At 66.3% G+C, this 26,046-nt stretch carries 21 protein-coding genes; 16 read left to right on the top strand and 5 right to left on the bottom strand.

Features of this window, described 5'->3' with window-relative positions; all coding sequences use genetic code 11:
* Position 1 precedes the first annotated feature (1 nt).
* Both AEB_RS06785 and AEB_RS06780 read right to left on the bottom strand, forming a co-directional pair.
* On the bottom strand, positions 2 to 2,122 hold the full coding sequence (locus tag AEB_RS06785; protein WP_119082505.1) for an acetate--CoA ligase family protein: 2,121 nt from the start codon (positions 2,120 to 2,122) through the stop codon (positions 2 to 4).
* Positions 2,123 to 2,227: 105 nt separating this feature from the next.
* Positions 2,228 to 3,088, bottom strand: coding sequence for a p-hydroxycinnamoyl CoA hydratase/lyase (locus AEB_RS06780; protein WP_119082504.1), 861 nt, complete (start codon positions 3,086 to 3,088; stop codon positions 2,228 to 2,230).
* Between the two features lie 102 nt (positions 3,089 to 3,190).
* On the opposite strand from AEB_RS06780, the gene AEB_RS06775 reads away from it, so the two are divergent.
* The 5 genes from AEB_RS06775 (at position 3,191) to AEB_RS06755 (ending at position 7,722) form a co-directional block, all read left to right on the top strand.
* On the top strand, positions 3,191 to 3,601 hold the full coding sequence (locus tag AEB_RS06775) for a MarR family winged helix-turn-helix transcriptional regulator (protein WP_119082503.1): 411 nt from the start codon (positions 3,191 to 3,193) through the stop codon (positions 3,599 to 3,601).
* A gap of 82 nt (positions 3,602 to 3,683) precedes the next feature.
* On the top strand, positions 3,684 to 5,627 hold the full coding sequence (gene acs / locus AEB_RS06770; protein WP_119082502.1) for an acetate--CoA ligase: 1,944 nt from the start codon (positions 3,684 to 3,686) through the stop codon (positions 5,625 to 5,627).
* Positions 5,628 to 5,648: 21 nt separating this feature from the next.
* Positions 5,649 to 6,323 carry a hypothetical protein gene (locus AEB_RS06765; RefSeq protein ID WP_119082501.1) on the top strand — a complete coding sequence of 225 codons (675 nt, stop codon included), beginning with the start codon at positions 5,649 to 5,651 and terminating at the stop codon, positions 6,321 to 6,323.
* 117 nt (positions 6,324 to 6,440) lie between these two features.
* Positions 6,441 to 6,842: a protocatechuate 4,5-dioxygenase subunit alpha gene (gene ligA / locus AEB_RS06760; RefSeq protein ID WP_119082500.1), complete on the top strand. Its 402-nt coding sequence runs from the start codon at positions 6,441 to 6,443 to the stop codon at positions 6,840 to 6,842.
* Between the two features lies 1 nt (position 6,843).
* Positions 6,844 to 7,722, top strand: coding sequence for a class III extradiol dioxygenase subunit beta (locus tag AEB_RS06755; protein WP_119082499.1), 879 nt, complete (start codon positions 6,844 to 6,846; stop codon positions 7,720 to 7,722).
* Here the strand turns inward: AEB_RS06755 and AEB_RS06750 are convergent.
* Complete coding sequence (locus AEB_RS06750) at positions 7,719 to 8,882, bottom strand: CaiB/BaiF CoA transferase family protein (protein WP_119082498.1); 1,164 nt, start codon at positions 8,880 to 8,882, stop codon at positions 7,719 to 7,721. The two genes, AEB_RS06755 and AEB_RS06750, sit on opposite strands and share 4 nt — an antisense overlap.
* Positions 8,845 to 9,873 (bottom strand): amidohydrolase family protein, encoded by a 1,029-nt coding sequence (locus AEB_RS06745; protein ID WP_119082497.1) that lies wholly within the window; start codon positions 9,871 to 9,873, stop codon positions 8,845 to 8,847. Before AEB_RS06745 ends, AEB_RS06750 begins: the two co-directional genes overlap by 38 nt.
* Before the next feature lie 109 nt (positions 9,874 to 9,982).
* Between AEB_RS06745 and AEB_RS06740 the strand changes: the two genes are divergently transcribed.
* The 7 genes from AEB_RS06740 (at position 9,983) to AEB_RS06710 (ending at position 18,290) form a co-directional block, all read left to right on the top strand.
* Positions 9,983 to 10,954: a helix-turn-helix domain-containing protein gene (locus AEB_RS06740; protein ID WP_119082496.1), complete on the top strand. Its 972-nt coding sequence runs from the start codon at positions 9,983 to 9,985 to the stop codon at positions 10,952 to 10,954.
* 205 nt (positions 10,955 to 11,159) lie between these two features.
* The gene (locus AEB_RS06735; protein WP_119082495.1) at positions 11,160 to 12,998 is read left to right on the top strand and encodes a PEP-utilizing enzyme; all 1,839 of its coding nucleotides are present in this window, start codon (positions 11,160 to 11,162) and stop codon (positions 12,996 to 12,998) included.
* A gap of 118 nt (positions 12,999 to 13,116) precedes the next feature.
* On the top strand, positions 13,117 to 14,154 hold the full coding sequence (locus tag AEB_RS06730; RefSeq protein ID WP_119082494.1) for a PEP/pyruvate-binding domain-containing protein: 1,038 nt from the start codon (positions 13,117 to 13,119) through the stop codon (positions 14,152 to 14,154).
* A complete protein-coding gene (locus tag AEB_RS06725; protein ID WP_119082493.1) occupies positions 14,151 to 14,639 on the top strand; it encodes an acetyl-CoA carboxylase in 489 nt (162 codons plus the stop codon). Before AEB_RS06730 ends, AEB_RS06725 begins: the two co-directional genes overlap by 4 nt.
* A 2-nt stretch (positions 14,640 to 14,641) precedes the next feature.
* On the top strand, positions 14,642 to 15,994 hold the full coding sequence (locus tag AEB_RS06720; protein ID WP_119082492.1) for an acetyl-CoA carboxylase biotin carboxylase subunit: 1,353 nt from the start codon (positions 14,642 to 14,644) through the stop codon (positions 15,992 to 15,994).
* Positions 15,994 to 17,460, top strand: a complete 1,467-nt coding sequence (locus tag AEB_RS06715; protein ID WP_119082491.1) for a biotin carboxyl carrier protein — start codon at positions 15,994 to 15,996, stop codon at positions 17,458 to 17,460. Before AEB_RS06720 ends, AEB_RS06715 begins: the two co-directional genes overlap by 1 nt.
* On the top strand, positions 17,460 to 18,290 hold the full coding sequence (locus AEB_RS06710) for an HAD-IIA family hydrolase (protein ID WP_119082490.1): 831 nt from the start codon (positions 17,460 to 17,462) through the stop codon (positions 18,288 to 18,290). Before AEB_RS06715 ends, AEB_RS06710 begins: the two co-directional genes overlap by 1 nt.
* Positions 18,291 to 18,916: 626 nt before the next feature.
* On the opposite strand, the gene AEB_RS06705 is transcribed toward AEB_RS06710, so the two are convergent.
* Positions 18,917 to 21,223: an FdhF/YdeP family oxidoreductase gene (locus tag AEB_RS06705; RefSeq protein ID WP_119082489.1), complete on the bottom strand. Its 2,307-nt coding sequence runs from the start codon at positions 21,221 to 21,223 to the stop codon at positions 18,917 to 18,919.
* Positions 21,224 to 21,411: 188 nt separating this feature from the next.
* Here AEB_RS06705 and mce point away from each other — a divergent pair, with 188 nt between their 5' ends.
* The 4 genes from mce (at position 21,412) to bioB (ending at position 26,010) form a co-directional block, all read left to right on the top strand.
* On the top strand, positions 21,412 to 21,834 hold the full coding sequence (gene mce, locus AEB_RS06700) for a methylmalonyl-CoA epimerase (RefSeq protein WP_119082488.1): 423 nt from the start codon (positions 21,412 to 21,414) through the stop codon (positions 21,832 to 21,834).
* Positions 21,827 to 24,091, top strand: coding sequence for a methylmalonyl-CoA mutase (gene scpA / locus AEB_RS06695; RefSeq protein WP_119082487.1), 2,265 nt, complete (start codon positions 21,827 to 21,829; stop codon positions 24,089 to 24,091). Before mce ends, scpA begins: the two co-directional genes overlap by 8 nt.
* A gap of 99 nt (positions 24,092 to 24,190) precedes the next feature.
* Positions 24,191 to 25,003 (top strand): heme-dependent oxidative N-demethylase family protein, encoded by an 813-nt coding sequence (locus tag AEB_RS06690; protein WP_119082486.1) that lies wholly within the window; start codon positions 24,191 to 24,193, stop codon positions 25,001 to 25,003.
* On the top strand, positions 25,000 to 26,010 hold the full coding sequence (bioB, locus tag AEB_RS06685; RefSeq protein ID WP_119082485.1) for a biotin synthase BioB: 1,011 nt from the start codon (positions 25,000 to 25,002) through the stop codon (positions 26,008 to 26,010). The genes AEB_RS06690 and bioB overlap by 4 nt, the downstream gene beginning before the upstream one ends.
* Positions 26,011 to 26,046: the final 36 nt, after the last annotated feature.

Raw genomic sequence — 26,046 nt, 5'->3', positions numbered from 1 at the left:
ATCAGTCCACCAGCATCAGCGCGTCCAGCGCCACCACGCCTTCGCCTTCTGGGTGAATGATCACCGGGTTGAGGTCGATCTCGCGGATACTGGGGTTGCCTGTCATCACCCGGCCGACCTGCACGATCAGCTCCGCCAGCGCGGCGACGTCGAGCGCGGGCGAACCGCGCCAGCCGCGCAGCAGCGCCGCCTGCTTGAGATCGAGCAGCCCGCGATGCACCGTGGCCGCATCCATATCCGGCGTGAACAGCTTCACGTCCTTGAGGATTTCGGCCGTCACGCCGCCGAAGCCCGCCAGCACCACCGGGCCCCATTGGGGATCGGACTTGGCGCCGACGATCATTTCCACGCCCATGCGGCCCATCTTTTCCACCAGCACGCCATCGAGCATGATGGTGGCGTCATAAGCGGCCACATTGTCATACATGCGGGCAAAGGCTTCGCGCACATCGTCCGCAGTCTTGAGGTTCAGGATCACCCCGCCCGCATCGCTTTTGTGCCCGAGCGCGGCGGCCTGGGCCTTCATCACCACGGGATAGCCGATCGCCTGTGCGGCGGCCACGGCATCCTCCGCATTGGCGGCGAACTGGCTTTCGGGAAAGGCGATGCCCGCCGGCCGCAACAGATCCTTCGCCTTGTATTCGGGCACCACGCCGGAGGCCGTAGCCATGCCCGGCAGGGAGATCGGCTCCGCTGTGCGATCGGTGAGGTCACGCTTGGCAAGATCGGCCAGCCGCGCGATCGCGCGATAGGCGCGCTCCGTGCTGGGAAACCAGGGGATGCCAACCTTGCGCAGGCCGTCGATATAGTCCTGCGGCACCGTGGCACCCTCGTCCACGCCGGCGAACACCAGCGGCTTGGAGAAGCTGCCGCTTTCCAGCACCTTGATGATCGCGGGGAACTTGATTTCCGAGGTGATCGGGTCCGACTGGATGATCGAGGCGACCACCGAGCCCACGCGATTGTCGTCCAGCAGAGCGGTGAGCACCTTGGTGTAGATCTCCGGCTCACTGAGGCCGATCGCGGTAATGTCCGTGGGGTTGGAGACGGGCACAAAATCCGGCAGCACTGCGCGCAATTCCGGGCTGTTCTCGTCATTGAGGTCGATCAGGTCGAGCCCGATATCCTCGGCAATGTCGAAGGCCAGGCCGCGCAGCGCGCCGCTTTCGCCCAGCACCGCCATATTCGCCCCGGGCAGTGCCGGGCAACGCAGTGCGATCTCGGTGATGTCTTCCAGCTCTTCCAGCGTGTCGGCAAAGATAATGCCTTCGCGGCCGAGCTTCGCCTTCATCAGCGCATAGTCGCCGGCCATCGCCCCCGTGTGGGTGGCGGCCGATTCCTGCGCCTTGTTGGACTTGCCGGGGTGCAGCATGATGATCGGCTTGCCGGCCGCGCGCGCGCGGCGCGCGGCGGCGATGAAGGCCTTCGGCCGGCGCAGGCTTTCCACATACATGGCGATGACGTGGGTATCCTCGTCATCCACCAGCCATTCGACATAGTCCTCCACACCGCTCGCCGCCTCGTTGCCGGTGGAAACGGAGGTGGAGACATAGCAGCCACGGGGATGCAGCGCCGTGGCCAGCACGGCCGCCAGAGCCCCGGACTGGCTGGCGATGCCCACCGCCCGCGTGCCCTTGGGCGGGGTCTGCATGTTGGTTTCGACAAAGGTCAGCGGCACGCGCTGGATGTAGTTGGTGCAGCCCAGGCAATTGGGGCCTTCGATCACCATGCCCGTCTCGCGGCTGATCCGGCCGAGTTCGAGCTGTTCCTTCATCCCTTCCTCACCCGCTTCGGAGAAGCCGGCGGAATAGATCACCACCGCGCCGCATTTGCGCGCCGCAAGGCTGCGCACGGTGTCGAGCACGAAGGGGCGGGGAATGGCGAGCACGGCGCAATCCACGCCTTCGGGCAGCTCGTCCACCGAATGATAGACCTTGAGGCCCAGCAGTTCGTCACGCTTCGGGTTTACCGGATAGATGTCGCCATCGAATTCATACTGCACGAGATTGTTGAGCAGCGTGGCGCCCAGCGCGCCCTTGCGATCGGAGGCGCCGATCACCGCCACCGATCGGGGGCGCAGCAGCCGGTCGATCTGCTCGTTGGTGAAACGCCGCTCGCTCATTCTCGCTATCCTCCCGCGGTCACGCTCCGGCGGCGTGCCGGGCGCCCGAATGTTCGCAGTCACTAGGGGGCGCGGGCAGGCCACACAAGCCTGCCCGCGCGGCCGTTATTCGCCCTTGATCTTCGTCTTGTCGAAAGCGCCAAGGCCGGGCTTGAAGGTCTTCTCGTCAAGGAACTGCTTGGTCGCTTCCTTGCGGGTTTCCCAGCCGCCGAAATCGTTCAGCGCTTCCTGCGCGCGGATCAGATAATCCTCGGCATTGTCGTAGGTCATCTCCATGACCCGGCGCATCGCCCACTTGGTGGCGCGCAGGGCCTGCGTGTCCTTCTTCTTCAGCTTGTCGGCGATTTCCTGCACGCGGGCCTTCAGCTGATCGTGCGGCACGCATTCGGTGACGAGGCCCTGGTCCGCGGCCTGCTGGCCGGTCAGGTTCTCGCCCATCATCGCGTGATACATCGCCTTGCGATAGGGCATGAGATCGGCCGCAACCTTCGACGCGCCGCCGCCGGGCAGGATCGCCCAGTTAATTTCGGACAGGCCGAACTGCGCCTTGTCCGATGCAATCGCGATGTCGCAGGCGAACAGCGGGCCATAGGCCCCACCGAAGCACCAGCCATTGATCATGCCGACGGTGGCCTTTTCGTACCAGCGCAGGCGTTCCCACCAGCTATAGGCTTCACGCTGATGCTGGCGCGTCTTGTGGATGCCTTCGGCCTCCGCAGCGCGGAAATACTCGAGCAGATCCATGCCGGCCGACCAGCTGTCGCCCTCGCCCGTCAGCACCAGCACCTGCACGTCGTCGCGGAATTCCAGTTCGTCCAGCACCACGAGCATCTGCCGGTTGAGCTTCGGGCTCTGGCAGTTCTTCTTGTCCGGGCGGTTAAAGGAAACCCACGCAACGCCATCAATGATTTCGTATTTGACGGTTTCTTCCTGCGGACGGGGATCCGGCTGCGATGGCATAGCCATAGGTTCTCTCCTGGGTTCGAATCGCCGGGCGGGGCCCGGTCGGCGGCCCCGCGTCTATCTTCCGGGATTGTTATGAGCAACAACAATCACTAGGCTCCGTCCATGCGCGATCCTCTTCCCCAGCTTCCTGGTTATGCGCTGCGGCGCGCGGCCATCGCGACCGCGGCCGAACTGGCGGACCGGCTAGCCAAGCTGGGCCTGCGCCAGTCCGACGCATCGTGCCTGATCCTGATCGGCGAAAACCCCGGAATCACCGCCAGCGCAGTGGGGCGACAGCTGGCCATTCAGCGCGCCAATATGGTGCCGCTGCTGAAGCGGATCGAGGATGCGGGGCTGGTTGCCCGCACACCCATCGACGGCAAGTCGCAGGGGCTGGAGCTGACGGGGGATGGCCAGCGGCGACTTGCCGAAGCACGGCAAGTCATCGACCGCTACGAGGCCGAATTGCTCGAGCGCGTGCCGGCTGAACATCGCCCGCACCTGCTGCCCGCCCTGCGCGCGCTGTGGAGTTGATCAGCCCACTTGTGGCGCGCTGCGCCTCGTCCTAGCAGGGCTGCAAGGCGGCCGGGGGCCGCCAGAAGTTTTGGAGCAGGCGATGAGCGAAGGCGCAGTCTATCCGGTGCCGCAGGCATGGGCGGAAGGCGCCCTGATCGATGAGCAAACCTATCGCGAGAAATATCGCCGCTCCGTGGAGGACCCCGACGGCTTCTGGCGCGAGGAGGCAGCGCGGATCGACTGGATCCGGCCCTTCACGCGGGTGAAGGACACCAGCTTCCACAAGGAAGACTTCCGCATCAAATGGTTCGAGGATGGCACGCTCAACCTCTCGGCCAATTGCCTCGATCGGCACCTTGCCGAGCGCGGCGACCAGATCGCCATCCTGTTCGAGCCGGACGATCCCGCTGAGCCTGGCCGCAGCTATACCTATCGCCAGCTGTATGAGGAGGTCTGCCGCTTCGCCAATGCGATGAAGGCGCGCGGGGCAAAGAAGGGCGATCGCATCACGCTCTATCTGCCGATGATCCCGGAGGCAGCCATCGCCATGCTCGCCTGCGCGCGGATCGGCGCCATCCATTCGGTGGTGTTCGGCGGCTTTTCCCCCGAGGCGCTGGGGAGCCGGATCGACGATTGCGGCAGCGATTTCGTCATTACCTCCGACGGGGGGATGCGCGGCGGGCGGCACACCGCGCTTAAGGCGCAGGTCGATGAAGCGCTGCAGCATCACGCCAAGGACGTCTCGACCGTGATCGTCGTGCGCGCCACCGGCGCCGAGGTGGCGATGGCAGTGGGACGCGACATCTGGTGGCACGATGCGGTGGCCGATCAGCCCGCCGAGTGCGAGCCGGAGGAGGTGAGCGCGGAAGATCCGCTGTTCATCCTCTACACCAGCGGTTCCACCGGAAAGCCCAAGGGCGTGCTGCACACCACCGGCGGCTATGCCGTGTGGGTGAGCATGACGCATGAATATGTATTCGATTACCGGCCAGGCGATATCTATTGGTGCGCAGCGGATATCGGCTGGGTCACCGGCCATTCCTATGTCGTCTATGGGCCGCTGGCGAATGGCGGCACCAGCCTGATGTTCGGCGGCGTGCCCAATTATCCGGACCACTCCCGCTTCTGGCAGGTGGTGGACAAGTATCAGGTGGCGCAGTTCTACGCCGCCCCCACTGCCCTGCGTGCGCTGATGCGCGAAGGCGACGATTGGGTGAAGGCGACCAGCCGCAAGAGCCTGAAGGTGCTCGGCTCCGTGGGCGAGCCGATCAATCCCGAGGCGTGGGAATGGTATTATCACGTCGTCGGCGAAGCGCGCTGCCCCGTCGTGGACACCTGGTGGCAGACCGAGACCGGTGGCCACATGATCACCCCCCTGCCCGGCGCCACGCCGCTCAAGCCCGGCAGCGCGGCATGGCCGATGTTCGGCGTGCAGCCCGCCATCGTGGACGGCGATGGCCAGGTGCAGCACGGTGCGGCGGAAGGCCCGCTCGTCATCACCGACAGCTGGCCGGGGCAGATGCGCACCGTCTATGGTGACGAGGAGCGCTTCTTCCAGACCTATTTCAGCACCTTCAAGGGCACCTACTTCACCGGCGACGGGTGCCGCCGCGATGCGGACGGCTATTACTGGATCACCGGGCGGATCGACGATGTCATCAACGTGTCCGGCCATCGCATGGGCACGGCGGAGATCGAAAGCGCGCTGGTGCTGCACGAGAAGGTAGCCGAAGCCGCGGTCGTGGGAATGCCGCACGACATCAAGGGCCAGGGCATCTATGCCTATGTCACCACCACCGCCGGCACGGAAGATACGGAGGACCTGCGCAAGGAACTGACGAAGTGGGTCCGCCACGAGATCGGCCCGATCGCCACGCCCGACGTGATCCAGTTCGCCCCGGCCCTGCCCAAGACGCGATCGGGCAAGATCATGCGCCGCATCCTGCGCAAGATCGCGGAAAACGACACCGGAAATCTGGGCGACACCTCCACCCTGGCCGATCCGGCTGTGGTGGACGATCTGCTCGCCAACCGGCCTCGCTAGGCGGGCTTCGGGGGAGCGCGCGTGACACCCTCCCGCGCAACCTGCCTGCTCGGCCTATGGTCGGCGCTGGCTACGCTGCTGTTCAGCGCCGCCTATGTCGCGGCGCAGGTGCTGGAATGGACAGGCTTGCTCGGCTCCGCAGGCGGGCCGGCGAGCGCCAGCACTCCGCTCGGCCTTGCGCTGCTGCTAACCCCCTCGCTGCTGCTGGGCCCCAGCTTCGTGCTGCTGGCCGCGGCACTGCATGCCGCCGCGCCGACAGGGCGCAAGGCCTTCAGTCTGGCGGCACTCGCCTTCGCCACAATCTACGCCACGCTGACGGGGATGGTCTATTTCGTCCAGCTCACCTTTGTCGCTCCGCGGCTGGCCGCGGGCGAGACAGAAGCGATCGCGCTGCTGCTGTTCGTGCCTTACCGCTCCTTCCTCTTTGCGGTCGATCTGCTGGGCTACAGCTTCATGTCCGCGGCTGCCTTCTGTGCCGCCTTCGCTCTGCCGCCCTCGCCTCGCAGCAACGGGGCCAAGGTGGCGCTCCTGGCCACGGGTGCGCTGCTCCCCTTCCTGGCCCTGCAGATGTTCTTCCCATGGATGATCTGGCCCGCCGCCGCGTGGGGGATTAGCTTCCCGGTCAGCGCCATCTTGCTGGCGCTGATGTTCCGGGACCTCGCCAAGGCGGTCCCCGCAGCGCTGACCGGGACTTGAATTGCAGTAAGCGCAACCGCAAGCACGGTGTTGCAACCTTTGCAAGTGGGAACGCTGGCGCAGTTGGCGCGTCGCTGTTAGGCGGGCGCCCATCTCAGTCATTTCGAGGCCGCAACCATGCGCACTAGGCTTTATCCGCTGGAAGACCTGGACGATATTCCGGGCACCAAGGTGTTCAACGCGAAGCGTTCGCGCCAGGCCTATCACCTGCACAAGTTCTGCATGTCGCTGATGCAGGCAGGCAATCGCGAGAAGTTCAAGGCGGATGAGCGCGCCTATCTGGAAGGCTTCGGCATGACCGAGGAACAGATAGAGGCGGTGCTCGCCCGCGATTTCAACAAGCTGATCGAATTGGGCGGGAACATCTACTTCCTCGTCAAGCTTAGCAACACCGATGGCTGGAGCACACAGCGTGCGGTCGGTTCGATGACCGGCATGACCGCCGATGAATATGCGGCGATGATGCGCGCGGGCGGCCGCCCGGCGAAGGGCAATCGCTCGATCCGGGAGGGGAACTGACATGGCCCGCATAACTGCAGGCATCGCCACCAGCCACGTGCCCGCCATCGGCGCGGCGATCGACATGGGCAAGACGGCCGACGAATATTGGCAGCCCGTGTTCGCCGGCTACGAATGGGTGAAGGAATGGGTCAAGGACAACACGCCCGATGTGGTGATCCTGTGCTACAACGACCACGCGTCGGCAATGATGCTGGACATTGTGCCGACCTTTGCCATCGGCTTTGCCGAGGAATTCGCGCCTGCTGACGAAGGCTGGGGGGCTCGCCCCGTCCCCACGGTGATGGGCCACCCGGATCTGGCCGGCCATATCGCCGAACAGCTGGTGATCGACGAGTTCGACATGACGATCATGAACCACATGGACGTGGATCATGGCCTCACCGTGCCGCTCTCGCTCGTCTTCGGGCAGGTGGAGGAATGGCCGTGTAAGGTGATCCCGCTGGCCGTCAACGTCACCCAGTTCCCCACCCCCTCTGCCAATCGCTGCTGGCAGTTGGGCGAAGCGATCCGTGATGCCATTAAGTCCTATCCCGAGGATCTCGACGTGCAGGTGTGGGGCACGGGCGGTATGAGCCACCAGCTGCAGGGCCCGCGCGCCGGCCTTATCAACCCGGATTTCGACCAGAACTTCCTTGAGAAGCTGGCGAATGATCCGGACGATCTGCGCAGCATCACCCGGCTGGAATTCCTGCGCGAAAGCGGCAGCGAGGGGATCGAGCTGATCATGTGGCTGATCATGCGCGCCGCGCTGGGCTATGGCGTGGAGGAGCTGCACCGCTTCTATCATGTCCCCGCCTCCAATACGGCGGTGGGCCATGTGGTTTACCAGACGCGCGAGGCGATGAAAGCCAAGGAAAAGGCGGCGGCCGCCGCCTAGCTGCCGAGTTCGGGAGAGGGGCGGCCGAGTGCCAGCTCCCCTTCCGAAAAGCGGATCGGGGTGCGCAGACCGCGAACGGCCGGCGCGCCTTCCCGCTCCATCTCCAGCACCATGCCGCGCGCCGCCACCTGCGGATCGACCAGCGCCTGCGCGACGTCGTTGATGGGGCCGGCGGGCACGCCCACCTCCGCCAACGCGGAGAGCAGCACATCGCGCGGCCATTCCGCCAGCCGCTCCGCGATCTGCGCGCATAGCGCTGCGCGGTCGGCCACGCGGCCCGGATTCGTGCGCCAGCCCTCCTGGACTTCCAGCCCGATCACCTGCGCGAACCGCTCGAACTGCCGGTCATTGCCCACGGCCAGGATCATCCAGCCGTCGGCCACGGCAAACGCCTGATAGGGCACGATATTGGGATGGGCATTGCCCAGCCGGTGCGGGACCTGGCCGGAGGCGAGATAGTTCATCGCCTGGTTGGCCAGCGTGCCCACCATCACATCCAGCAATGCCATGTCCACCAGCTGCCCCCGCCCGGTCCGCTCGCGCATATGGAGCGCGGCCTGGATGCCGATCACGGCATAGAGCCCGGTGAAGATATCGGCATAGGCGACGCCGATCTTCTGCGGCGCCCCGGCGGGATCGCCGGTCAGGTCCATGATCCCGCTCATCCCCTGCACGATGAAGTCATAGCCGGGCAGGTCGGCATAGGGCCCATCCTGCCCGAAACCGGTGATCGAGCAATAGACCAGCCGCGGATTGATCTCGCGCAGGCTTTCGTAATCGAGCCCGAACTTTTCCAGTCCGCCGCGCCGGAAGTTCTCGATCACCACATCGGCCTCCCGAATCAGGGCGAGCACCGTCTCGCGTCCCTCCTCCGTGCCGAAATCCGCCATCACCGACCGCTTGCCGCGATTGGCGGCGTGGAAATAGGCCGCATCGCGGCTGCCATCGGCATTGTCGACGAAGGGCGGGCCCCAGCGGCGCGTGTCGTCGCCCTCGGGGCTTTCGACCTTGATCACCTCAGCCCCGAGATCGGCCAGCACCTGGCCGGCCCAGGGGCCGGCCAGAATGCGTGCGAGTTCGACGACCCTTATGCCCTCGAGCGGTGCCAAGCGGCCCCCTTCCTCAATCCTCGGGCGCGATGTGGAACACGCGCTCGGCATTGCCGTGGCACAGGGCGTGGCGTTCCGCATCGGTGCATTCGAAGCTCTCGATGAAATCCACGGCGGGCTTCATCGGCTGATAGGGATAGTCGATCGCCCAGATCACATTGTCGATGCCCATTCGGTCGATCGAATAGCGCAGCGCCAGGTGATCCTCCACGCCGCTGGTGGTGAAGACGAAATTGTCGCGGAAATATTCCTCCATGCTCCGCTCCGTCTTCGGTGCGCGGCCCACCTTCTGTGCACGGCTGTTCATGAAGTTGATGCGCCAGATGAAGAAGGGCACCATTTCGCCCATGTGGCCGACGCAGATCTTCAGCTTGGGGAAGTGGTCGAATACCCCGCCCGCCATCATCCGCAGCATGTTGGTCGCGACTTCCACGCCATAGCCCCACATGGCCGAATCCATCGCATAATCCTGGAGCGGCCCTTTCAGCGTGTCGCTGGGCGAGCGCGGATGGATATAAATCGTCGCATTGGTCGCCTCGGCCGCTTCGAAGATCGGCCAGAAGCGGTAATCGTCGAAATAGTCGCCATTGGTGTGGCCGTTGACGATGAGGCCGTTCAGCCCCAGCTCGCCCATCACCCGCTCCACTTCCTTCGCCGCGCGCTTGGGGCTGTGGGGGGCGAAGCTGCCGAGCCCGGCGAAGCGCTTCGGATATTTGCGGCAGATTTCCGCCAGCCGGTCATTGGAAAGCGCCGCTAGGTCCGTCGCCGTGTCGGCATCGAACATCTGCACGCCCGGCGCGGTGAGCGTCAGCAGGTGCATGTCCACGCCATATTGGTCCATCTTCGGCAGGCGCTGCTCCTCCACGTCCAGCAGCCCGCCCAGAAAGTCCATCTTGCCGTAGCCGGAGGTATCCTGCTCCGCATCGTAGATGCCTTTTACCAGCAGCTTGTCGAGGCTCTGGCTGGGGCTGTTCGCCACCTTCTTCAGCTCGGCGGCGACTTCGGGGATGGTCCAGGCTTCCTCGCAGGCAATCAGACGCATAATTCGCTCCTCTCCGGTTCTGTTCGCCGAAACGTAGCGCATTGGGGCCGCCGCGGGCCAGCGCCAATGGCGCCTTGCCGCCACGCGGCCCGCGGCGTAGCCTGCCGGCATGCAGCAGCCACGCGCGGCCGAGGATACCAGCTGGAGCTCTGCCGGCCTCACCCGGCCGGAGGCGCTGAACCAGTGGCGGGACTGGGCGGCCAGCACTATCGCTCCGATCGAGGTGACAGTGTTCGATGCGGACAGCTTCGCCGCGCGCTGGATCAGCTATGGCCTCGGTCAGCTGCGCGTGCTCCATCTCCACGCCCCCGCCCAGCGGGTGACGCATACTGGCGCGGAAGGCAGCAGCGGGCGCGCCGCGCCGTCCATCCAGCTGGTCTACGCCCGCGCCGGAGCGATGAAGACGCTGATGGGGGGCCGGCGCTTTACCATCGAGCCGGGGCAGTTCGTGCTGCTGGACAACCGGCAGTTCTACCAGATGGAAATGGAAACCCCGCACGAGGCGGTGGATCTGATGATGCCGCAAGGCTGGCTGGAAAAGCACCTCCCCGATCCCGGAGCGCTGCTCGCCCGCCCCACTTCCGCCAGCGAAGGCTGGGGGGCGCCGCTGGGTGCCCTGCTGGAAGCGGTGCTGGAAGGGCTGGACGAAGCGCCGCTGCCCCGGCCGCTGATTGCCGAGCAGATCGGCAGCCTGCTGGGCCTCGCCACCGGGTTCCACGAACCGGCCGAGCGCACTCGCCATCGCGGCCAGCTGGCGCGCCAGATCCTGCGCCGTATCGAGAGCGACTATGCCGATCCGGACCTGAGCCCTGAAAGAGTGGCGGAGGATTGCGGCATTTCGAAACGGTACCTGCAGACGCTGCTGTCCGGCAGCGGAACCAGCTTTGTGCAGGAACTCAACGCGATGCGGCTCGACCGGGCGAGCGACCTGCTGAGCGATCCCCGCGCGCGCACCCTGTCGGTCGCCGATGTCGCCTGGCGCAGCGGCTTCCTCGATCCGGGCTATTTCACCCGCCTGTTCCGCAAGCGCTTCGGCATCACCCCCCGCGAATGGCGGGCGGGCCATGCGCCGCAAAGTTGACGGGCAGCGGGCGGGCGCCGGGCGCGCATCCTTTGACAGGCTCAGGATGAGCGGGTCTATTCGGACAAAAGCTCCTGCGCTTTTGTCCCATTGCCTCTGCGCGGGAATCCTTCAAACTTTCCCCGGCAAGGGATAGGATCGCATCAGATCGGGATACCGGCAGACGCCCACAGGGCGCGCGGGTCCCGGGAGAGAGGATGCGATCATGGCCGACGAACAGAAGTCATTCCCCCTGCCCAGTTCCGTAAAGGTGATGCCCGGCACGGAAGCCGCGCAGGCCGCCTTCCCCTACTACACGCAGTTCACGCCGGAGGATGACACCCGCTTCTGGTTCTACAATTCCATGCACTTCCCGGAGCCGATGCATCATTTCGACATGATCACGGCCGAAGCTGCCTATTGCGCGCTGGGCAGCTTCAACACCCGCGTGCATGTGCTGCCCACCACCAAGGGGATCGACCACCGCATCATCAACGGCCGCGTGTTCATCGGCGGCGTGCCGGTGACGGACCCGGCGGAGATCGAGGCTCGCACGGCCGAGTTCCAGCAGCGGGCCTTCTACTATTACGAGAACTGGGAACAGCTCTACGATCAGTGGAAGGAGAAGATGAAGGCGCTGATCGCCGATGCGCAGGCGCTGCCCACCCCCTCCCTGCCCGATCTGGAGCCGATCGAGACCACGCACACCGGCAAGGGCGTGGCTGCCAATCACGCGCTGATCGACACCTATCGCCAGCAGCTGGAGGGCTACTTCCGGATGTGGCACCACCACTTCGAATTCCTGCTGCTGGGCTATGGCGCCTATCTGACCTTCTTCGATTTCTGCAAACGCGCCTTCCCGGAGATTTCAGACCAGGCGATCAGCCGCATGGTCGCCGGCATGGAAGCCGAAATCTTCAAGCCCGACGAAGAGGTCAAGCGCCTCGCCCGCCGCGCGGTGGAGCTGGGCGTGGACAGCCATTTCCATGACGATATGGAGATCGAGCAGGTGCTGGGCGCGCTGGACCAGCTGGGCGAAAACGGCCGCGAATGGCTGAAGGAACTCGATACCAGCCGCAACCCGTGGTTCAACGTGAATGTCGGGGATGGCTTCTACCACTATCACCGCAGCTGGAACGACGACCTCTCCATGCCCTTCGCCGCCCTGCCCGGCTATATCGACAAGGTGCGCAAGGGCGAGAATATCGAACGCCCGATGGACCAGCTGGTGCAGGAGCGTGAACAGCTGGTCTCCGATTATCGCGAGCTGCTCGACAGTGACGAGGACCGCGCCACCTACGACCAGCTGATCGGCCTCGCCCACCGCGTGTTCCCCTATGTGGAGGGACACAAGTTCTACTGCGAGCACTGGTACACCAATCTGTTCTTCAACAAGATCAGGGAGTTCGGCGCACTGCTGCGCGATCACGGCTTCTGGGATGCGGAGGAGGACGTGTTCCACCTCACCCATTACGAGCTGGAAAGCGCGATCGTGGACCTGATGCTCGCCTGGTCCAGCGGCTCCGATCCCATCGGTCCGAAGCGCTGGCCCGCGATCGTGGCAGAGCGGAAGAAGGCGATCGAAACCTGGGCGCAGGAAACCGTGCCCCCGGCGCTGGGCGCGGTCCCCGACGTGATCGACGATCCGGCCATCGTGATGCTGTGGGGTATCACGCGCGAGAATCTCGACGCCTGGCTCTCCGATGGGGAGGAGAACGAGCACGAGCTCAAAGGTTTCGCCGCCTGTTCGGGCGTGGTGGAAGGCACCGCGCGGGTGGTCAAATCCGTCAAGGAAATCAGCCGGCTTCAGCAGGGCGACATCCTCGTCTGTCAGGTGACCAATCCCACCTGGGCGCCGATCTTCCAGAAGATCAGCGCAGCGGTATCCGATATCGGCGGCTCCATGAGCCACATGGCCATCGTGGCGCGCGAATATGGGCTCCCCGCCGTGGTCGGCACCGGCTCTGCCACACAGAAGATCCGCGACGGGCAGCGCATCCGCGTCGATGGCGGGAGGGGGGTGGTGACCCTGCTGCAGGACGAAGTCGTGCTGGAGGATGCATGATGGGAAGCCACTGTGCGTGTGCTTCGACAGGCTCAGCACGAGCGGACATTCGCAAGCACTTCAACACCGCTCGTCCTGAGCCTGTCGAAGGACGCGCACCCCGCGCCGGGAGGGCAGCATGAGCTTCGTCAGCTGGTTCAAGGATGTCGGCATCGCCGATCGCCCCACGGTGGGCGGCAAGGGCGGATCGCTGGGTGAATTGACGCAGGCAGGTATTGCGGTGCCGCCGGGCTTCGTGGTCACCACCGCCGCCTTCGAACAGTTCCTGAAAGCGCTCGAAGCCCGAGAGCCGGTGCGGGCGAAGGTGAAAGAACTGGACCCGGCCGATCTCGGCGCGGTCACGACCCTGTCGGAGCAGCTGCGCGCCCGCGTGCTCGAGGAGAAGATGCCCGCGGAGGTGGAGCAGGCGATCACCGAGGCCTACCGCACACTCTCCCCCAACGGCGAGCCGGTGGCCGTGCGGTCCAGCGCCACGACCGAGGACGCGGAGGATGCCAGCTTCGCCGGCTTGCAGGACACCTTCCTGTGGGTGCTGAGCGCCGAGGACATGGTCCACCGCGTACGCGAATGCTGGGGCAGCCTCTATTCCACCGAGAGCATGACCTACCGCCTCAAGCACGCCTTCCCCGAAGAGGGCGTGGCCATGGGCGTGGTGGTGCAGCAGATGGTGGATGCCCGTTGCGCCGGGGTGATGTTCACCCGCAGCCCCACCACGGGGGACAAATCCGTCATCACCGTGGAAGGGGCCTGGGGTCTCGGCAGCGCGGTGGTTTCGGGTGAAGTCACGCCCGACAAATGGGTGATCGGCAAGATCACCGGCGAGATTTCCAGCCGCGAGATTTCCGACAAGCACGCCCGCCAAGTGCCGGCCGAGGGCGGCGGCATCCGCGAGGTGGAGAACGAGGCTGACAGGCGCAAAGCCCCCTGCCTCAGCGACGAGGAACTGATGGCGCTGCGCGAAGTCGGCCGCCGGGTGGAGCGGCATTACGGCAAGCCGCAGGACATTGAATGGGCGGTGGACGGGGATGGCTCCATCCTCCTGCTCCAGAGCCGCCCGGAAACGGTGTGGTCCGCCCGCGATGCCGCGGCGCCCGTGAAGAAGCCCGAAGGAAACGCCTTGAACCACGTGATGACGATCTTCGGAGGCCGCAAATGAGCCTCTCCCGCAAGGATATCGACGAGATCATGCACCTGCTGGAGGCGAGCCGCTTCGACCGGCTCAGCCTCGAGATGGACGGGCTCAAGCTGGAACTGGTGCGGGAGGGCGGAGCGCGTGGCCGTGGTGCTTCGACAAGCCCGACACGAGCGGAAGCCGTGCCGGCGGCGATGCCCGCTCCCACGCCCGCACCAACCGCCCCCTCTCGCCGCGAGCCAGTCGAAGGGCGGGCGCAGGCGGAAGGGCTGGTCGAAATCAAGTCGCCCCTGCTCGGCGTGTTCTACCGCGCGCCCAAGCCGGGTGAGCCGCCCTTCGTGGAAGTGGGCAGCCGGGTGGAGGCCGACACGGTCATCGGCATCATCGAAGTGATGAAGCTGATGAACTCCGCCCGCGCCGGCGTGGCCGGCGAAGTGGTTCAGATCCTGGGCGAAAACGGCGAGATGGTGGAGCATGGCGAGGCGCTGATGCTCGTGCGGCCGGACTGACCATGGGGATCCGGCGCATCCTCATCGCCAATCGCGGCGAGATCGCAGTGCGGATCATCCGCAGCTGCGAGCGGCTGGGCATCGAGACGGTGCTGTGCGTTTCCGAAGCCGATCGCCACTCGCTCGGCGCGCGCATGGCGACGAAAGCCGTGTGCATCGGCCCCGCGAGCCCGGCGAAGAGCTATCTTTCCGTCGAAACAGTGGTGCAGGCCGCGATGGGCTATGGCTGCGATGCGATCCACCCGGGCTACGGCTTCCTGTCCGAACGGGCGGAACTCGCCAGCCTGTGCGAAACCGAAGGGGTGATCTTCATCGGCCCCACGGCAGCACAGATCGAGGCCGTGGGCGACAAGCTGCGTGCCCGCAGCGAAGCGATCGCGGCTGAGGTGCCGGTGGTGCCGGGCGGGCCTGTGGGCACGCCCGAGGAAGCCCGCCGACTGGCGGAGGAAATCGGTGCCCCGCTGCTGATCAAGGCCGTGGGCGGCGGCGGCGGGCGCGGGATGAAGCTGGTGGAAGATCTGGCCGATCTACACGCCACCATGGACATGGCGAGCGCCGAAGCCGGCGCCGCCTTCGGCGATGCCCGCGTCTATCTCGAGCGCTATGTGCGCGAGGGACGGCATATCGAGGTGCAGCTGCTGGGCGACGGTGCCGGCCGCGTGGTCCATCTGGGGGAGCGCGATTGCTCGGTGCAGCGGCGCTACCAGAAGCTGGTGGAGGAAACCCCCGCCCCGCGTCTGCCACCCGCCACGCGCGACAAGCTGCTGGCCGCCGCGGTCCGCTTTGCCAAGCGGCTGCATTATCGCGGCGCGGGCACGGTGGAGTTCCTCTATGACGTGGGCCGGGACGAGTTCTATTTCCTTGAAATGAATGCCCGAATCCAGGTGGAGCACCCCGTCACCGAAATGGTCAGCGGGGTGGACCTGATCGCCGAGCAGATCGCCATCGCCGGTGGCGAGGGCCTGCGGCTGAGGCAGGAGGAGATCACCCTCTCCGGCGCGGCCATCGAATGCCGCATCAATGCCGAAGATCCGGCGCGCGACTTCATGCCCTCCCCCGGCACCGTCACCCATGCCGAATGGCCGAAAGGCGAGGGAATTCGGGTAGATACGCATATCGTGGACGGCGCGATGGTGCCCCCGTTCTACGACAGCATGATCGCCAAGATCATCGCCCACGGACCCGACCGTGCAAGCGCCCTGCAACGCTTGTGCAATTCATTGGGCATGACCCGGATCGAAGGCATCGCCACCAACCTCGATTTCCAGCGCCGTATCCTGGCCGATCCCGATTTCGCGGAAGGCGGAATCGATACCGGCTTCCTCGCCCGCCTGTTGGAAAAGGAACCCGCCTGATGGCCAAGGTCGAACTCGTCGAAACTTCGCTGCGCGATGGCAACCAGTGCCTGTGGGGGGCGCTGGGTGTCACCACTGCCAACACGCTGGCGATCGCCCCCGCCATGGAGCGCTGCGGCTTCAAGGCCATTGACTTCACCACCAGCACCCATATGGGCGTGGCGGTGCGTTACAAGCAGGAGGATCCGTGGGAGCGCATCCGCCTGATGGCCGAGGCCTGCCGCACCACGCCGCTGCAGTTCCTGTCCACCGGCTTCCGCTTCATCGCCTGGGAAACGGCGACGCCGGAATTCATGGAGCTGGCCTTCCGTACGCTGGCGCGCAACGGTATCCGCCGCTTCGCCCTGGCCGATCCGATGAACGATGCACGCAGCAATGTGGAAGTGGCGCGCATGGTGAAGCGGGCCGGGGGCGAGCAGGTGATCGGTGCGCTGGTCTATACGATCAGCCCGATCCATGACGACGCGCATTATGCCGAGGCGGCGCGGATCATGGCCGAAAGCCCGGATGTGGACGCGCTGTATATCAAGGATCCCGGCGGCCTGCTGTCGTCCAAGCGGGCGCAGACGCTGATCCCCGCGATCATGGCGCAGATCGGCGACAAGAAGCTGGAACTGCACGCCCATTGCACCATCGGGCTGGCAGAGCAGGCCTATCTGGAAGGCGTGGAGCTGGGCGCCAGCGCAGTGCAATGCGCCAGCGGCGGCGCGGCCGACGGCACCAGCAACCCGCCGATCGAGCGGATGATCGCCAATCTGCGCGAACTGGGCCACACGGTGGAGGTGGATGACGAGGCGGTGGCCGAGGTGGCGCAATATTTCCGCGAGCTGGCCGAAGCCGAAGGCCTGCCCACCGGCCGCCCGATGGCCTTCGACGCGGCCTATCTCCACCACCAGCTGCCTGGCGGCATGGTCGGCACCATGCGCCGCCATTTGGCCGATCACCGTGTGCCGCATCTGGAAGGCGCCGTGATCGAGGAACTGGGCCGCGTGCGCGAGGAACTGGGCTGGCCCATCGTGATGACGCCCTTCGCCCAGATGCTGCAGACGCAGGCAGTGATGAATGTGACGGGGGAGGAACGCTACGCCGTGATCCCCGACGAGATCATCCGTTATGCGATCGGCAAGTTCGGCCGGCCCAACATGCCCATCGAGCCCAATGTGATGGACAAGATCATGGCCAATCCGCGCACCAGGGAGCTGGAGGCGGAGCAGGGCATGGCCGATCTCGATACGCTGCGCAAACGCATCGGCACCGGGCTTTCGGACGAGGAATTCCTGCTGCGCGCCACCATGCCCGCCAATCTGGTGGACGCCATGCAGGCCGCCGGCCCGGCGGAACGGCATTACCAGCCGCGCAACGCGCCGGTGGTCGAACTGCTGCGGCAAGTGCTCGCCCGCACCGATCTTACGCGCGTCAGCGTGGAGAAGGCGGGCTTCAAGCTGGAACTGGAAAGCAACGCCTGATGACCCTGCCCCGCCGGCCGAAAGGCTTCATGTTCGATCTCGACGGCACGCTGATCCTCTCCAACCGCAAGCTCGGCAGCTATGAGGTGATCCCCGGCGCGGTGGAGCTGCTGCAGGCGTTGGAAGAGCGCGGCATCCCCTATCTCGCCATGACCAATGGCAGCGCCTACCCCGCCCGCCGGCAAGGCCCGCGCCTGCGCGAAGTCGGCCTGCCCATCCGTGACGAACGGCTGTTCACCCCCAATTCGGTGGCCGCCCGGGTCATGAACGAGCGCGGCTATGCGCAGGTGCTGGTGCTCGGCACCGAAGGCGTGGTGGAAGCGCTGGCGGAACAGGGCGTGCCCTGCTGCCTGCCGGGGGACGACGCGGCGGCGGAGGCGGATGCCGTCTATGTCGCCTGGCATCCCGATTGCACCATGGACCATATCCATGCCGCCTGCGGCCGCGTGCTGGAAGGCGCCGCCTTTCTCACCGCTTCGGACGTGCCCTATTTCGCCACACGCGAAGGCCGCAGCTTCGGCTATAGCTGCGCGATCAACGGCGCCATCGCCCGCGTGACCGGCCGCGAACCCGAACCGACGGGCAAGCCTTCGGCCGATGCGATGCATTTCGTCGCCGCCGAACTCGGCCTGCCGGTGGAGGACGTGGCCGTGGTGGGCGACGATGCCGTGGCCGAAATGCAGATGGCCCGCGCCAGCGGCGCCATGGGCATCGCCGTCACCAGCGGCTCCACCAGCCGCGAGGAATGGGACGCCCAGCCCGCCGAACGCCGGCCGCATCTGGTGATCGACAGCGTGAGCGAACTGCTGCGGGAAGGCCTGCTGGGGTAGGGCTTCGGGTGGTCCCGTCCCCAGGCGTCGCAAGCTTGACCCCGGATCAAGTCCGGGGTGACGAGTAGGGAGATCGCGCCCGCTCTCCCACTTTCGTCATTCCCGCGCAGGCGGGAATCCAGCGGCGGGTTGGCGAGGTGGTGGCTGTCCTTCGACAAGCTCAGGACGAGCGGGCGGGGGGATGGCGGGTCCGATAGGGTGGTGGCTGTCCTTCGACGGGTTCAGGAGAAGCGGTGGATGTGGGAAGGCCGCACTCAACCACCTCCGCTCGTCCTGAGCCTGTCGAAGGACGCGCGCCTCATCCGAAGACAGCGGGACCCCGGATCAAGTCCGGGGTGACGAGTAGGGAGATCGCGCCCACTCTCCCCACTTTCGTCATTCCCGCGCAGGCGGGAATCCAGTGGGCGGGTGGCGAGGTGGCGGCTGTCCTTCGACAGGCTCAGGACGAGCGGACGGGGGGATGGCGGGCTCCGACGGGTGGTGGCTGTCCTTCGACAGGCTCAGGACGAGCGGGGGTGGGTTGGAGGCGCAAGGGCGCGGGCCGATAAACACCTCCGCTCGTCCTGAGCCTGTCGAAGGACGCGCGCCATGCTCTCGGCAAACCAGCCCCGGAAGCCCCCGCCCCCCTATGTCTCGATCCGCACCGGCACGCCCTTGGACGCGGGGGTCTTGGACAGCTTGTCGTGGTACCACAGCGGCACCAGCGGGTTGAGTTCGGGGAAGTAGCCAGCCAGCGTGCCATCTGGCAGATCATAGGGCGTGACGGTGAGGCCCGGCACGGCGCGGCGGATGTCGTCGCCGGCGTCGCCCACCAGCGTCACCACCTGGCCTTCCTTCAGCCCTGCCCGCTCCATCTCCTGCGGGCTGATGAGCAGGATCATGCGCGATCCTTCCAGGCCGCGCAGGCGATCCGAATGGCCGTAGATCGTGGTGTTGAACTGATCGTTGGAGCGTAGGGTCACGAGGTGATAGCGGCCCGGCGCATCTCCCACGCCGCAGGCGTTCAGCACATCGGGCGTGGTGAATTCGGCAAGGCCGCTGTCCGTCTTCCACACGCGGTCATGCGCCGCATTGCCGCGATAGAAGCCGCCCGGCTGCCACATGCGGGTATCCATGTCGTGGAACTGGTCGGGATAGGTGCGGGCGATCAGATCGCGCACGCGGGTGTAATCCGCCGTCCATTCGTCCCACTGCCATTTGGGATGCGCCGGCAGGGTGGCCTTGGCGAGGCCCGTGATGATCGCCAGCTCGGACTTCAGATGCTCGCTTGCAGGCGTGCGCTTGCCCATCGAGCCGTAGATGTGGCTGAAGCTGTCTTCCATGGACACGGCCTGCGCGCCGCCGGCTTCCATATGCTCTTCGGCGCGGACAAGGCAGGGCAGCAGCCACGCGCTCTTGCCCGGCATGCAATGGGTCTTGTTGAGCTTGGTGGCGATGTGGACGGTCAGTTCCATCTCGCCCCAGGCGGCATGGATCCGCTCGTGATCCGGCACCGCCTTGGCCAGATTGCCGCCCAGGCCGATATAGCCCTTGTTCGTGCCATCCAGCAGCGCCTGCAGGAAATCCACCGTGGTGTGGCCGTCCTCCTCCGGCGGATCGAAATCGAACAACGCGCGATATTTCTCCATCGGGGCGAGCTTGGTCTTTTCCGTGATGCCCACGGTGCGCTGGCCCTGCACGTTGGAATGGCCGCGAATCGGGGTGACCCCGGCCCCTTCCCGCCCGATATTGCCCGACAGCAGCAGCAGGTTCACCAGCATGCCGATGGATTGCGATCCATGGACATGCTGGGTCAGCCCCATGCCATAGATGCCCATCACCTTGTCGGCTTCCACATAGACGTCCCCCGCCGCTTCCAGATCGGCGCGGCGGAGGCCCGAACCGGCCTCTATCTCGTCCCAGCTGGTCTCCTCCAGCTTGCGGATGAACTGATCCAGCCCGGTCGTGTGCTGGGCGATGAACTGGCTGTCCAGCACCTCTGGCCCGCCTTCGGCGCGCGATTGCGCATCAAGCTGTACCACCCGCTTGCACAGGCCCATCAGGGCGGCGATGTCGCCGCCCGGCTTCACCTGGAAATACATGTGGTTCATCCTCGTGGCCTTGCCGATCGTCATCTGCAGGGGATCCTGCGGATCGACGAATTCCACCAGCCCGCGCTCCTTCAGCGGGTTGAACACCACGATCTTGCAGCCGCGCTCCACCGCGTCCTTCAGCGGGTGGAGCAGGCGCGGGGAATTGGTGCCGACGTTCTGGCCGAAATAGAAGATCGCATCGCACTTCCCCAGATCGTCCAGCGTGCAGGTGCCCACGGGGGAGCCGATGACCTTCTTGAGCCCGACCGAGGTCGTTTCGTGGCACATGTTGGAACTGTCGGGCAGGTTGTTGTGGCCATACATGCGGGCGAACAGCGCATAGAGATAGGCCGCCTCCAGCCCCGCCTTGCCCGAGGCGTAAAAGGTGGTGGACTTGGGATCGAGCGCGTTGAGCTTCGCCGCGATGGCGCGGAAGGCTTCGTCCCAGCTCGTCTCCACATATTTGTCCGTCGCCGGATCATAGCGCAGCGGGTGGGTGAGGCGGCCCTCCATCTCCAGGTCGTAATCGTCGCGCCCGCGCAACTCGCTGACGGTGTGTTCGGCAAAGAAATCGGGCGTGCAGCGGGCGCTGGTGAGATCCCAGATGGTGGCCTTCGCGCCGTTCTCGCAGAATTCAAACGGGTGCGGATTGGCCGGCTTGGCATAGGCGCAGGAGGTGCACATGTGCCCGCCGGGCTTGTTCTGCCGCTTCAGCGTTTCGGCCACGCCGGGCCCGGCCTTCTCCTTCAGCTCGATCCGGCTGATGCCTTTCAGGGAGCCCCAGCCGCCTGCCGCATGATCATAGCCGCGGGGCTTGGGCTGATCGGACTCGGCGGGGCGGGCGTGCTGCTGTTCGGCCATGGGGAATCTCCTGCGCGTCTGATCGACCAACGCATGGGGGGAGGATTGTTTCTGAAAAGGCGCGAGGAAATCGCCTCCGCCCGGCGCCGCCCGCCCGCCCCGCGCAACATGCGTGCGGATTGCGTGGCAGGCTTTGCGCCCTGCCCCGGATCGTCCTATCCCCGGCGCAGGGAAAGGAGCCGAACCGCATGCAACTCGGCAGGCTGAACCATGTGGGCGTCGCCACGCCCTCGATCTCCGCCAGCATCGCCTTCTGGCGCGATGTGATGGGGGCGCAGGTGATCCGCGAACCCTTCGACCTGCCCGAACAGGGCGTGCGCGTGTGCTTCGTCGATACGCCCAATTCGCAGATCGAACTGCTGGAGCCGCTGGGCGAAGCCTCCCCCATCGCCGCCTTCCTGGCGAAGAACCCGGCGGGCGGGCAGCATCATCTGTGCTTCGAAGTGCCCGACATCGCCGCCGCCCGCGCGGCCTTCGAGGCGGAGGGCAAGCGCATCCTCGGCCCCACCCGCATCGGGGCGCACGGCACGCCGATCTTCTTCCTCCACCCCAAGGACATGGGCGGTGTGCTGACCGAGATCATGGAAACCCCGAAGGACGCGCATGGCTGACATATCGGACTGGCAGGCAAAGGCGGCAAAGGAACTGAAGGGCCGCGACGCCACCTGGCACACGCCCGAGGGCTTCCCGATCCAGCCGCTCTACACGGCGGAGGATGCGCCGGCGGAAGGGCCGGGCCTCCCCGGCTTCGCGCCCTTCACCCGCGGCCCCTATGCCAGCATGTACACCGGGCGGCCCTGGACCATCCGCCAATATGCCGGCTTCTCCACGGCGGAGGAATCCAACGCCTTCTACCGCCGCAATCTGGCCGCCGGGCAGAAGGGCCTGTCCGTTGCCTTCGATCTTGCCACCCATCGCGGCTATGATTCCGATCATCCGCGGGTGACGGGCGATGTCGGCATGGCCGGCGTCGCCATCGACACGGTGGAGGACATGGAGATCCTGTTCGCCGGCATCCCGCTGGATAAAATGAGCGTCTCCATGACCATGAACGGGGCGGTGGTCCCGGTGATGGCCTTCTACATCGTGGCGGCGGAACGGCAGGGCGTGGCGCAGAGCCAGCTGAGCGGCACCATCCAGAACGACATCCTCAAGGAGTTCATGGTCCGCAACACCTATATCTACCCGCCCGGCCCGAGCATGCGGATCGTCAGCGACATCATCGCCTATACGAGCGAGCACATGCCGCGCTTCAATTCGATCTCCATCAGCGGCTATCACATGCACGAGGCCGGGGCGACGGCGGTGCAGGAGCTGGCCTTCACCATCGCCGACGGCAAGGAATATGCGCGGCAGGCGATGGCCGCCGGGCTCGATCTCGATGCCTTCGCGCCGCGGCTGTCGTTCTTCTTCGGCATCGGCATGAACTTCTTCATGGAAGTGGCCAAGCTGCGCGCCGCGCGCACGCTGTGGTTCCGCGTGATGGACGGGCTGGGCGCGCAGAGCGAGAAGTCCAAGACCCTGCGCACCCATTGCCAGACCTCGGGCGTCAGCCTGCAGGAGCAGGACCCCTACAACAATGTGATCCGCACCACGGTGGAAGCGCTGGCGGCGGTGCTGGGCGGCACGCAGAGCCTGCACACCAACGCGCTGGACGAGGCGCTGGCCCTGCCGACCGACTTTTCCGCCCGCATCGCCCGCAACACGCAGCTGGTGCTGGCGGAGGAAACCGGCATCACCCGGGTGATCGATCCGCTGGGCGGCAGCTATTATGTGGAGGCGCTGACCGCGAAGCTGGTGGAGGAGGCGGAGGCGCTGATCGCCGAAGTGGATGCGCTGGGCGGCATGACGCAGGCGGTGGCCAGCGGCATGCCCAAGCGCCGGATTGAGGAAGCCGCCGCCGCCCGCCAGGCCCGCGTCGATCGCGCCGAGGACGTGGTGATCGGCGTGAACAAATATGTCGCCGGCGAGCATTCGCCGATCGAGACGCTGGCGGTGGACACCGCCCGCGTGCGCGAAGGGCAGATCGCGCGCATCGCTAAGGCCCGCGCCACGCGCGACGAAGCGGCCTGCCGCGCGGCGCTGGAGGCGCTGGAAGCAGGAGCGCGTGCTTCGACAGGCTCAGCACGAGCGGACTTGGGTGTAGGCTCGTCCTCCGCCCACCCCGACCCCACCCCCGCTCATCCTGGGCCCACCCCCGCTCATCCTGAGCCTGTCGAAGGATGCGCGCCGCCCCAGCCGAACCTACTCGCCCTCGCCGTGGAATGCGCGCGGCAGAACGCCACGCTGGGCGAAATCTCCGCCGCGATGGAAGCCGCCTTCGGCCGCCACGACACCGCGCCCCGGCCGGTGAGGGGCATCTACGGCCCCGCCTATGCGGGCGATGCGCGCTATGCGCAGGTGGTCGAAGGGGTGGAGGCGGTCGCCCACCGCCTCGGCCGCAAGCCGCGCATCATGGTCGCCAAGATGGGGCAGGACGGGCACGACCGCGGCGCCAATGTGATCGCCAGCGCCTTTGCCGATATGGGCTTTCAGGTGATTTCCGGCCCGCTGTTCCAGACGCCGGAGGAAACCGCACGCATGGCGCTGGCAGAGGGGGTGGACGCGATCGGCGCAAGCTCGCTGGCCGCCGGGCACAAGACGCTGATCCCCGAACTGATCCGCCATTTGCGCGCCGCCGGGCGGGCGGACATCAAGGTGGTGGCCGGCGGCGTGATCCCGCCGCAGGATTACGAGTTCCTGCGGCAGGCGGGCGTGCAGGGCATCTACGGCCCCGGCTCCAACGTGGTCGAATGCGCTGCCGACATGCTGCGCCTGCTGGGCCACAACATGCCGCCCCGCGACGAGGACGACGAGCCCGCCGAATGACCCCTCATCCACCCTCGTCATTCCCGCGCAGGCGGGAATCCGTTCGAGCGGTGCGCCTGCCGCACTGGATTCCCGCCTGCGCGGGAATGACGAAATAAGATGGCGGCGCTCGGCTTCTCGGTGGAGGAACTGCTCCCCCGCGCCCGCGGCGGCGGGGCGCTGCGCATGGGTCTGAGCGCGCTCGACAAGGCCGACTGGCTGCAGCCCGAGCCCGATCTTGCGGCCCGCGCAGCGGCCTTCGACGCGCATCCCGACAGCGTGCAGCTTACGCCCGATGCGGAGGCTCCGGGGGCGGAACTGGCGGCCCTGCTCGGCACCACCGGCGGGCTGGAAGGCGCCGCCCGCAGCGCGTGGGAGGATATGTGCCTGCTCACCCAGCCCGCCCCCGATGCGCCGTTCCACCTGATCGGCGCCGCCGTGGCCTTCCCCACCGACTGGCGCCCGGCCGACAAGCTGGGCCTGCCGCTGGCCGCGCTGCATGCGCCGATCCACGGCTATCAGCAGCAGCTCGCCAGCGGGGTCGATCGCTTCATGGCCGGCCTCCGACCCGGCCGCATCTTCGGTCGCTGCAACTGGTTCGTCAGCCCGACGCCCGCCCTGCGCTGGATCGCCGATGCGCCGCCGGCGGAGGCCTTCGCCCATGTCACCGCAGAGAATGCCGGCGAAACGCTGTTCATCCGCAGCGAACGCCAGACCCTGCGCAAATTGCCGCGCAGCGGCGCGGTGGTGTTCACCATCGGCGTTTATGTCGCCCCGCTCGCCAGCCTCTCGCCCGCCAATGCCGCACGCCTTGCACAGTCGCTGGCGAGCATTCCGGCGGAAGAAGCCGAGCGCCGCGGTGCGCCGCATTTCGCCCCGGCGCTGGAGGCCTATGCCGCGCGCCGGGGTGGCGCTATCGAGGAAGCAGCATGACCGAAATACGCAACGACTGGACCCGCGACGAGATCGCGGAGATCTTCGCCCTCCCCTTCACCGATCTGCTGTTCCGTGCCGCCACGGTCCACCGCGCGCACCACCGGGCGGACGAGGTGCAGCTGTGCACGCTGCTGAGCATCAAGACCGGCGGCTGCCCGGAAGATTGCGGCTATTGCTCGCAAAGCGCCAGCGCCGACAGTGGCGTGAAGGCGACGAAGCTGATGGGCGTGCAGGAAGTGCTGCAGCGCGCGGCGCAGGCGAAGGACGCCGGCAGCCAGCGCTTCTGCATGGGTGCCGCCTGGCGCAATCCCAAGGATCGGGACATGCCGGCGATCGTGGAGATCGTGAAGGGCGTGCGCGCCATGGGGCTGGAAACCTGCATGACGCTGGGCATGCTCACGCCCGCCCAGGCCGATATGCTCGCCGAGGCGGGGCTGGATTACTACAACCACAATATCGACAGCAGCCCGGAATATTACGAGCGCGTGATCTCCACCCGCAGCATGGGTGACCGGCTGGATACGCTGGGCCATGTCCGTGCCGCCGGGATCAATGTCTGTTCCGGCGGGATCGTGGGCATGGGCGAAACGCGGGAGGATCGCGTGGGCTTCATCCACACGCTGGCCACGCTGCCCCGCCATCCGGAAAGCGTGCCGGTGAACGCGCTGGTGCCGGTGAAGGGCACCGTGCTGGGCGACATGCTGGCCGACACGCCGCTGGCAAAGATCGACGACATCGAATTCGTGCGCACCGTGGCCACCGCGCGGATCACCATGCCGATGAGCATGGTGCGCCTGTCCGCCGGGCGGGAGAGCATGAGCGAGGCGACACAGGCGCTGTGCTTCCTCGCCGGGGCGAACAGCATCTTCACCGGTGACAAGCTGCTCACCGCGCCCAATGCCGGCGACGACGAAGATGCCGCCCTGCTCGCTCGTCTCGGTATGCGCGCGATGGAGGGCGATGAGCCGATGCTGGCCTGTGCACGGGCGGAGGCGGCAGAGTGAAGCTGCGTCCTTTCGCCTCGTTCGGGCGCTGGCCTG

The organism is Altererythrobacter sp. B11 (assembly GCF_003569745.1).
In the GTDB taxonomy this organism is placed as follows: domain Bacteria; phylum Pseudomonadota; class Alphaproteobacteria; order Sphingomonadales; family Sphingomonadaceae; genus Croceibacterium_C.
Note: the sequence above shows the minus strand (reverse complement) of the source record. Positions and strands in the feature narration are given on the sequence as shown.

Excerpts from the sequence above, each read along its gene's own strand:
- AEB_RS06755 (WP_119082499.1), top strand. The coding sequence starts at position 6,844 with ATGGCCCGCATAACTGCAGGCATCGCCACCAGCCACGTGCCCGCCATC.
- AEB_RS06705 (WP_119082489.1), bottom strand. The coding sequence starts at position 21,223 with ATGGCCGAACAGCAGCACGCCCGCCCCGCCGAGTCCGATCAGCCCAAG.
- bioB (WP_119082485.1), top strand. The coding sequence starts at position 25,000 with ATGACCGAAATACGCAACGACTGGACCCGCGACGAGATCGCGGAGATC.
- AEB_RS06775 (WP_119082503.1), top strand. The coding sequence starts at position 3,191 with ATGCGCGATCCTCTTCCCCAGCTTCCTGGTTATGCGCTGCGGCGCGCG.
- AEB_RS06730 (WP_119082494.1), top strand. The coding sequence starts at position 13,117 with ATGAGCTTCGTCAGCTGGTTCAAGGATGTCGGCATCGCCGATCGCCCC.
- AEB_RS06735 (WP_119082495.1), top strand. The coding sequence starts at position 11,160 with ATGGCCGACGAACAGAAGTCATTCCCCCTGCCCAGTTCCGTAAAGGTG.
- mce (WP_119082488.1), top strand. The coding sequence starts at position 21,412 with ATGCAACTCGGCAGGCTGAACCATGTGGGCGTCGCCACGCCCTCGATC.
- AEB_RS06740 (WP_119082496.1), top strand. The coding sequence starts at position 9,983 with ATGCAGCAGCCACGCGCGGCCGAGGATACCAGCTGGAGCTCTGCCGGC.
- AEB_RS06745 (WP_119082497.1), bottom strand. The coding sequence starts at position 9,873 with ATGCGTCTGATTGCCTGCGAGGAAGCCTGGACCATCCCCGAAGTCGCC.
- acs (WP_119082502.1), top strand. The coding sequence starts at position 3,684 with ATGAGCGAAGGCGCAGTCTATCCGGTGCCGCAGGCATGGGCGGAAGGC.
- AEB_RS06785 (WP_119082505.1), bottom strand. The coding sequence starts at position 2,122 with ATGAGCGAGCGGCGTTTCACCAACGAGCAGATCGACCGGCTGCTGCGC.
- AEB_RS06690 (WP_119082486.1), top strand. The coding sequence starts at position 24,191 with ATGGCGGCGCTCGGCTTCTCGGTGGAGGAACTGCTCCCCCGCGCCCGC.
- AEB_RS06720 (WP_119082492.1), top strand. The coding sequence starts at position 14,642 with ATGGGGATCCGGCGCATCCTCATCGCCAATCGCGGCGAGATCGCAGTG.
- AEB_RS06710 (WP_119082490.1), top strand. The coding sequence starts at position 17,460 with ATGACCCTGCCCCGCCGGCCGAAAGGCTTCATGTTCGATCTCGACGGC.
- AEB_RS06715 (WP_119082491.1), top strand. The coding sequence starts at position 15,994 with ATGGCCAAGGTCGAACTCGTCGAAACTTCGCTGCGCGATGGCAACCAG.
- scpA (WP_119082487.1), top strand. The coding sequence starts at position 21,827 with ATGGCTGACATATCGGACTGGCAGGCAAAGGCGGCAAAGGAACTGAAG.
- AEB_RS06780 (WP_119082504.1), bottom strand. The coding sequence starts at position 3,088 with ATGGCTATGCCATCGCAGCCGGATCCCCGTCCGCAGGAAGAAACCGTC.
- AEB_RS06750 (WP_119082498.1), bottom strand. The coding sequence starts at position 8,882 with ATGCCGAGCGCGTGTTCCACATCGCGCCCGAGGATTGAGGAAGGGGGC.
- ligA (WP_119082500.1), top strand. The coding sequence starts at position 6,441 with ATGCGCACTAGGCTTTATCCGCTGGAAGACCTGGACGATATTCCGGGC.
- AEB_RS06725 (WP_119082493.1), top strand. The coding sequence starts at position 14,151 with ATGAGCCTCTCCCGCAAGGATATCGACGAGATCATGCACCTGCTGGAG.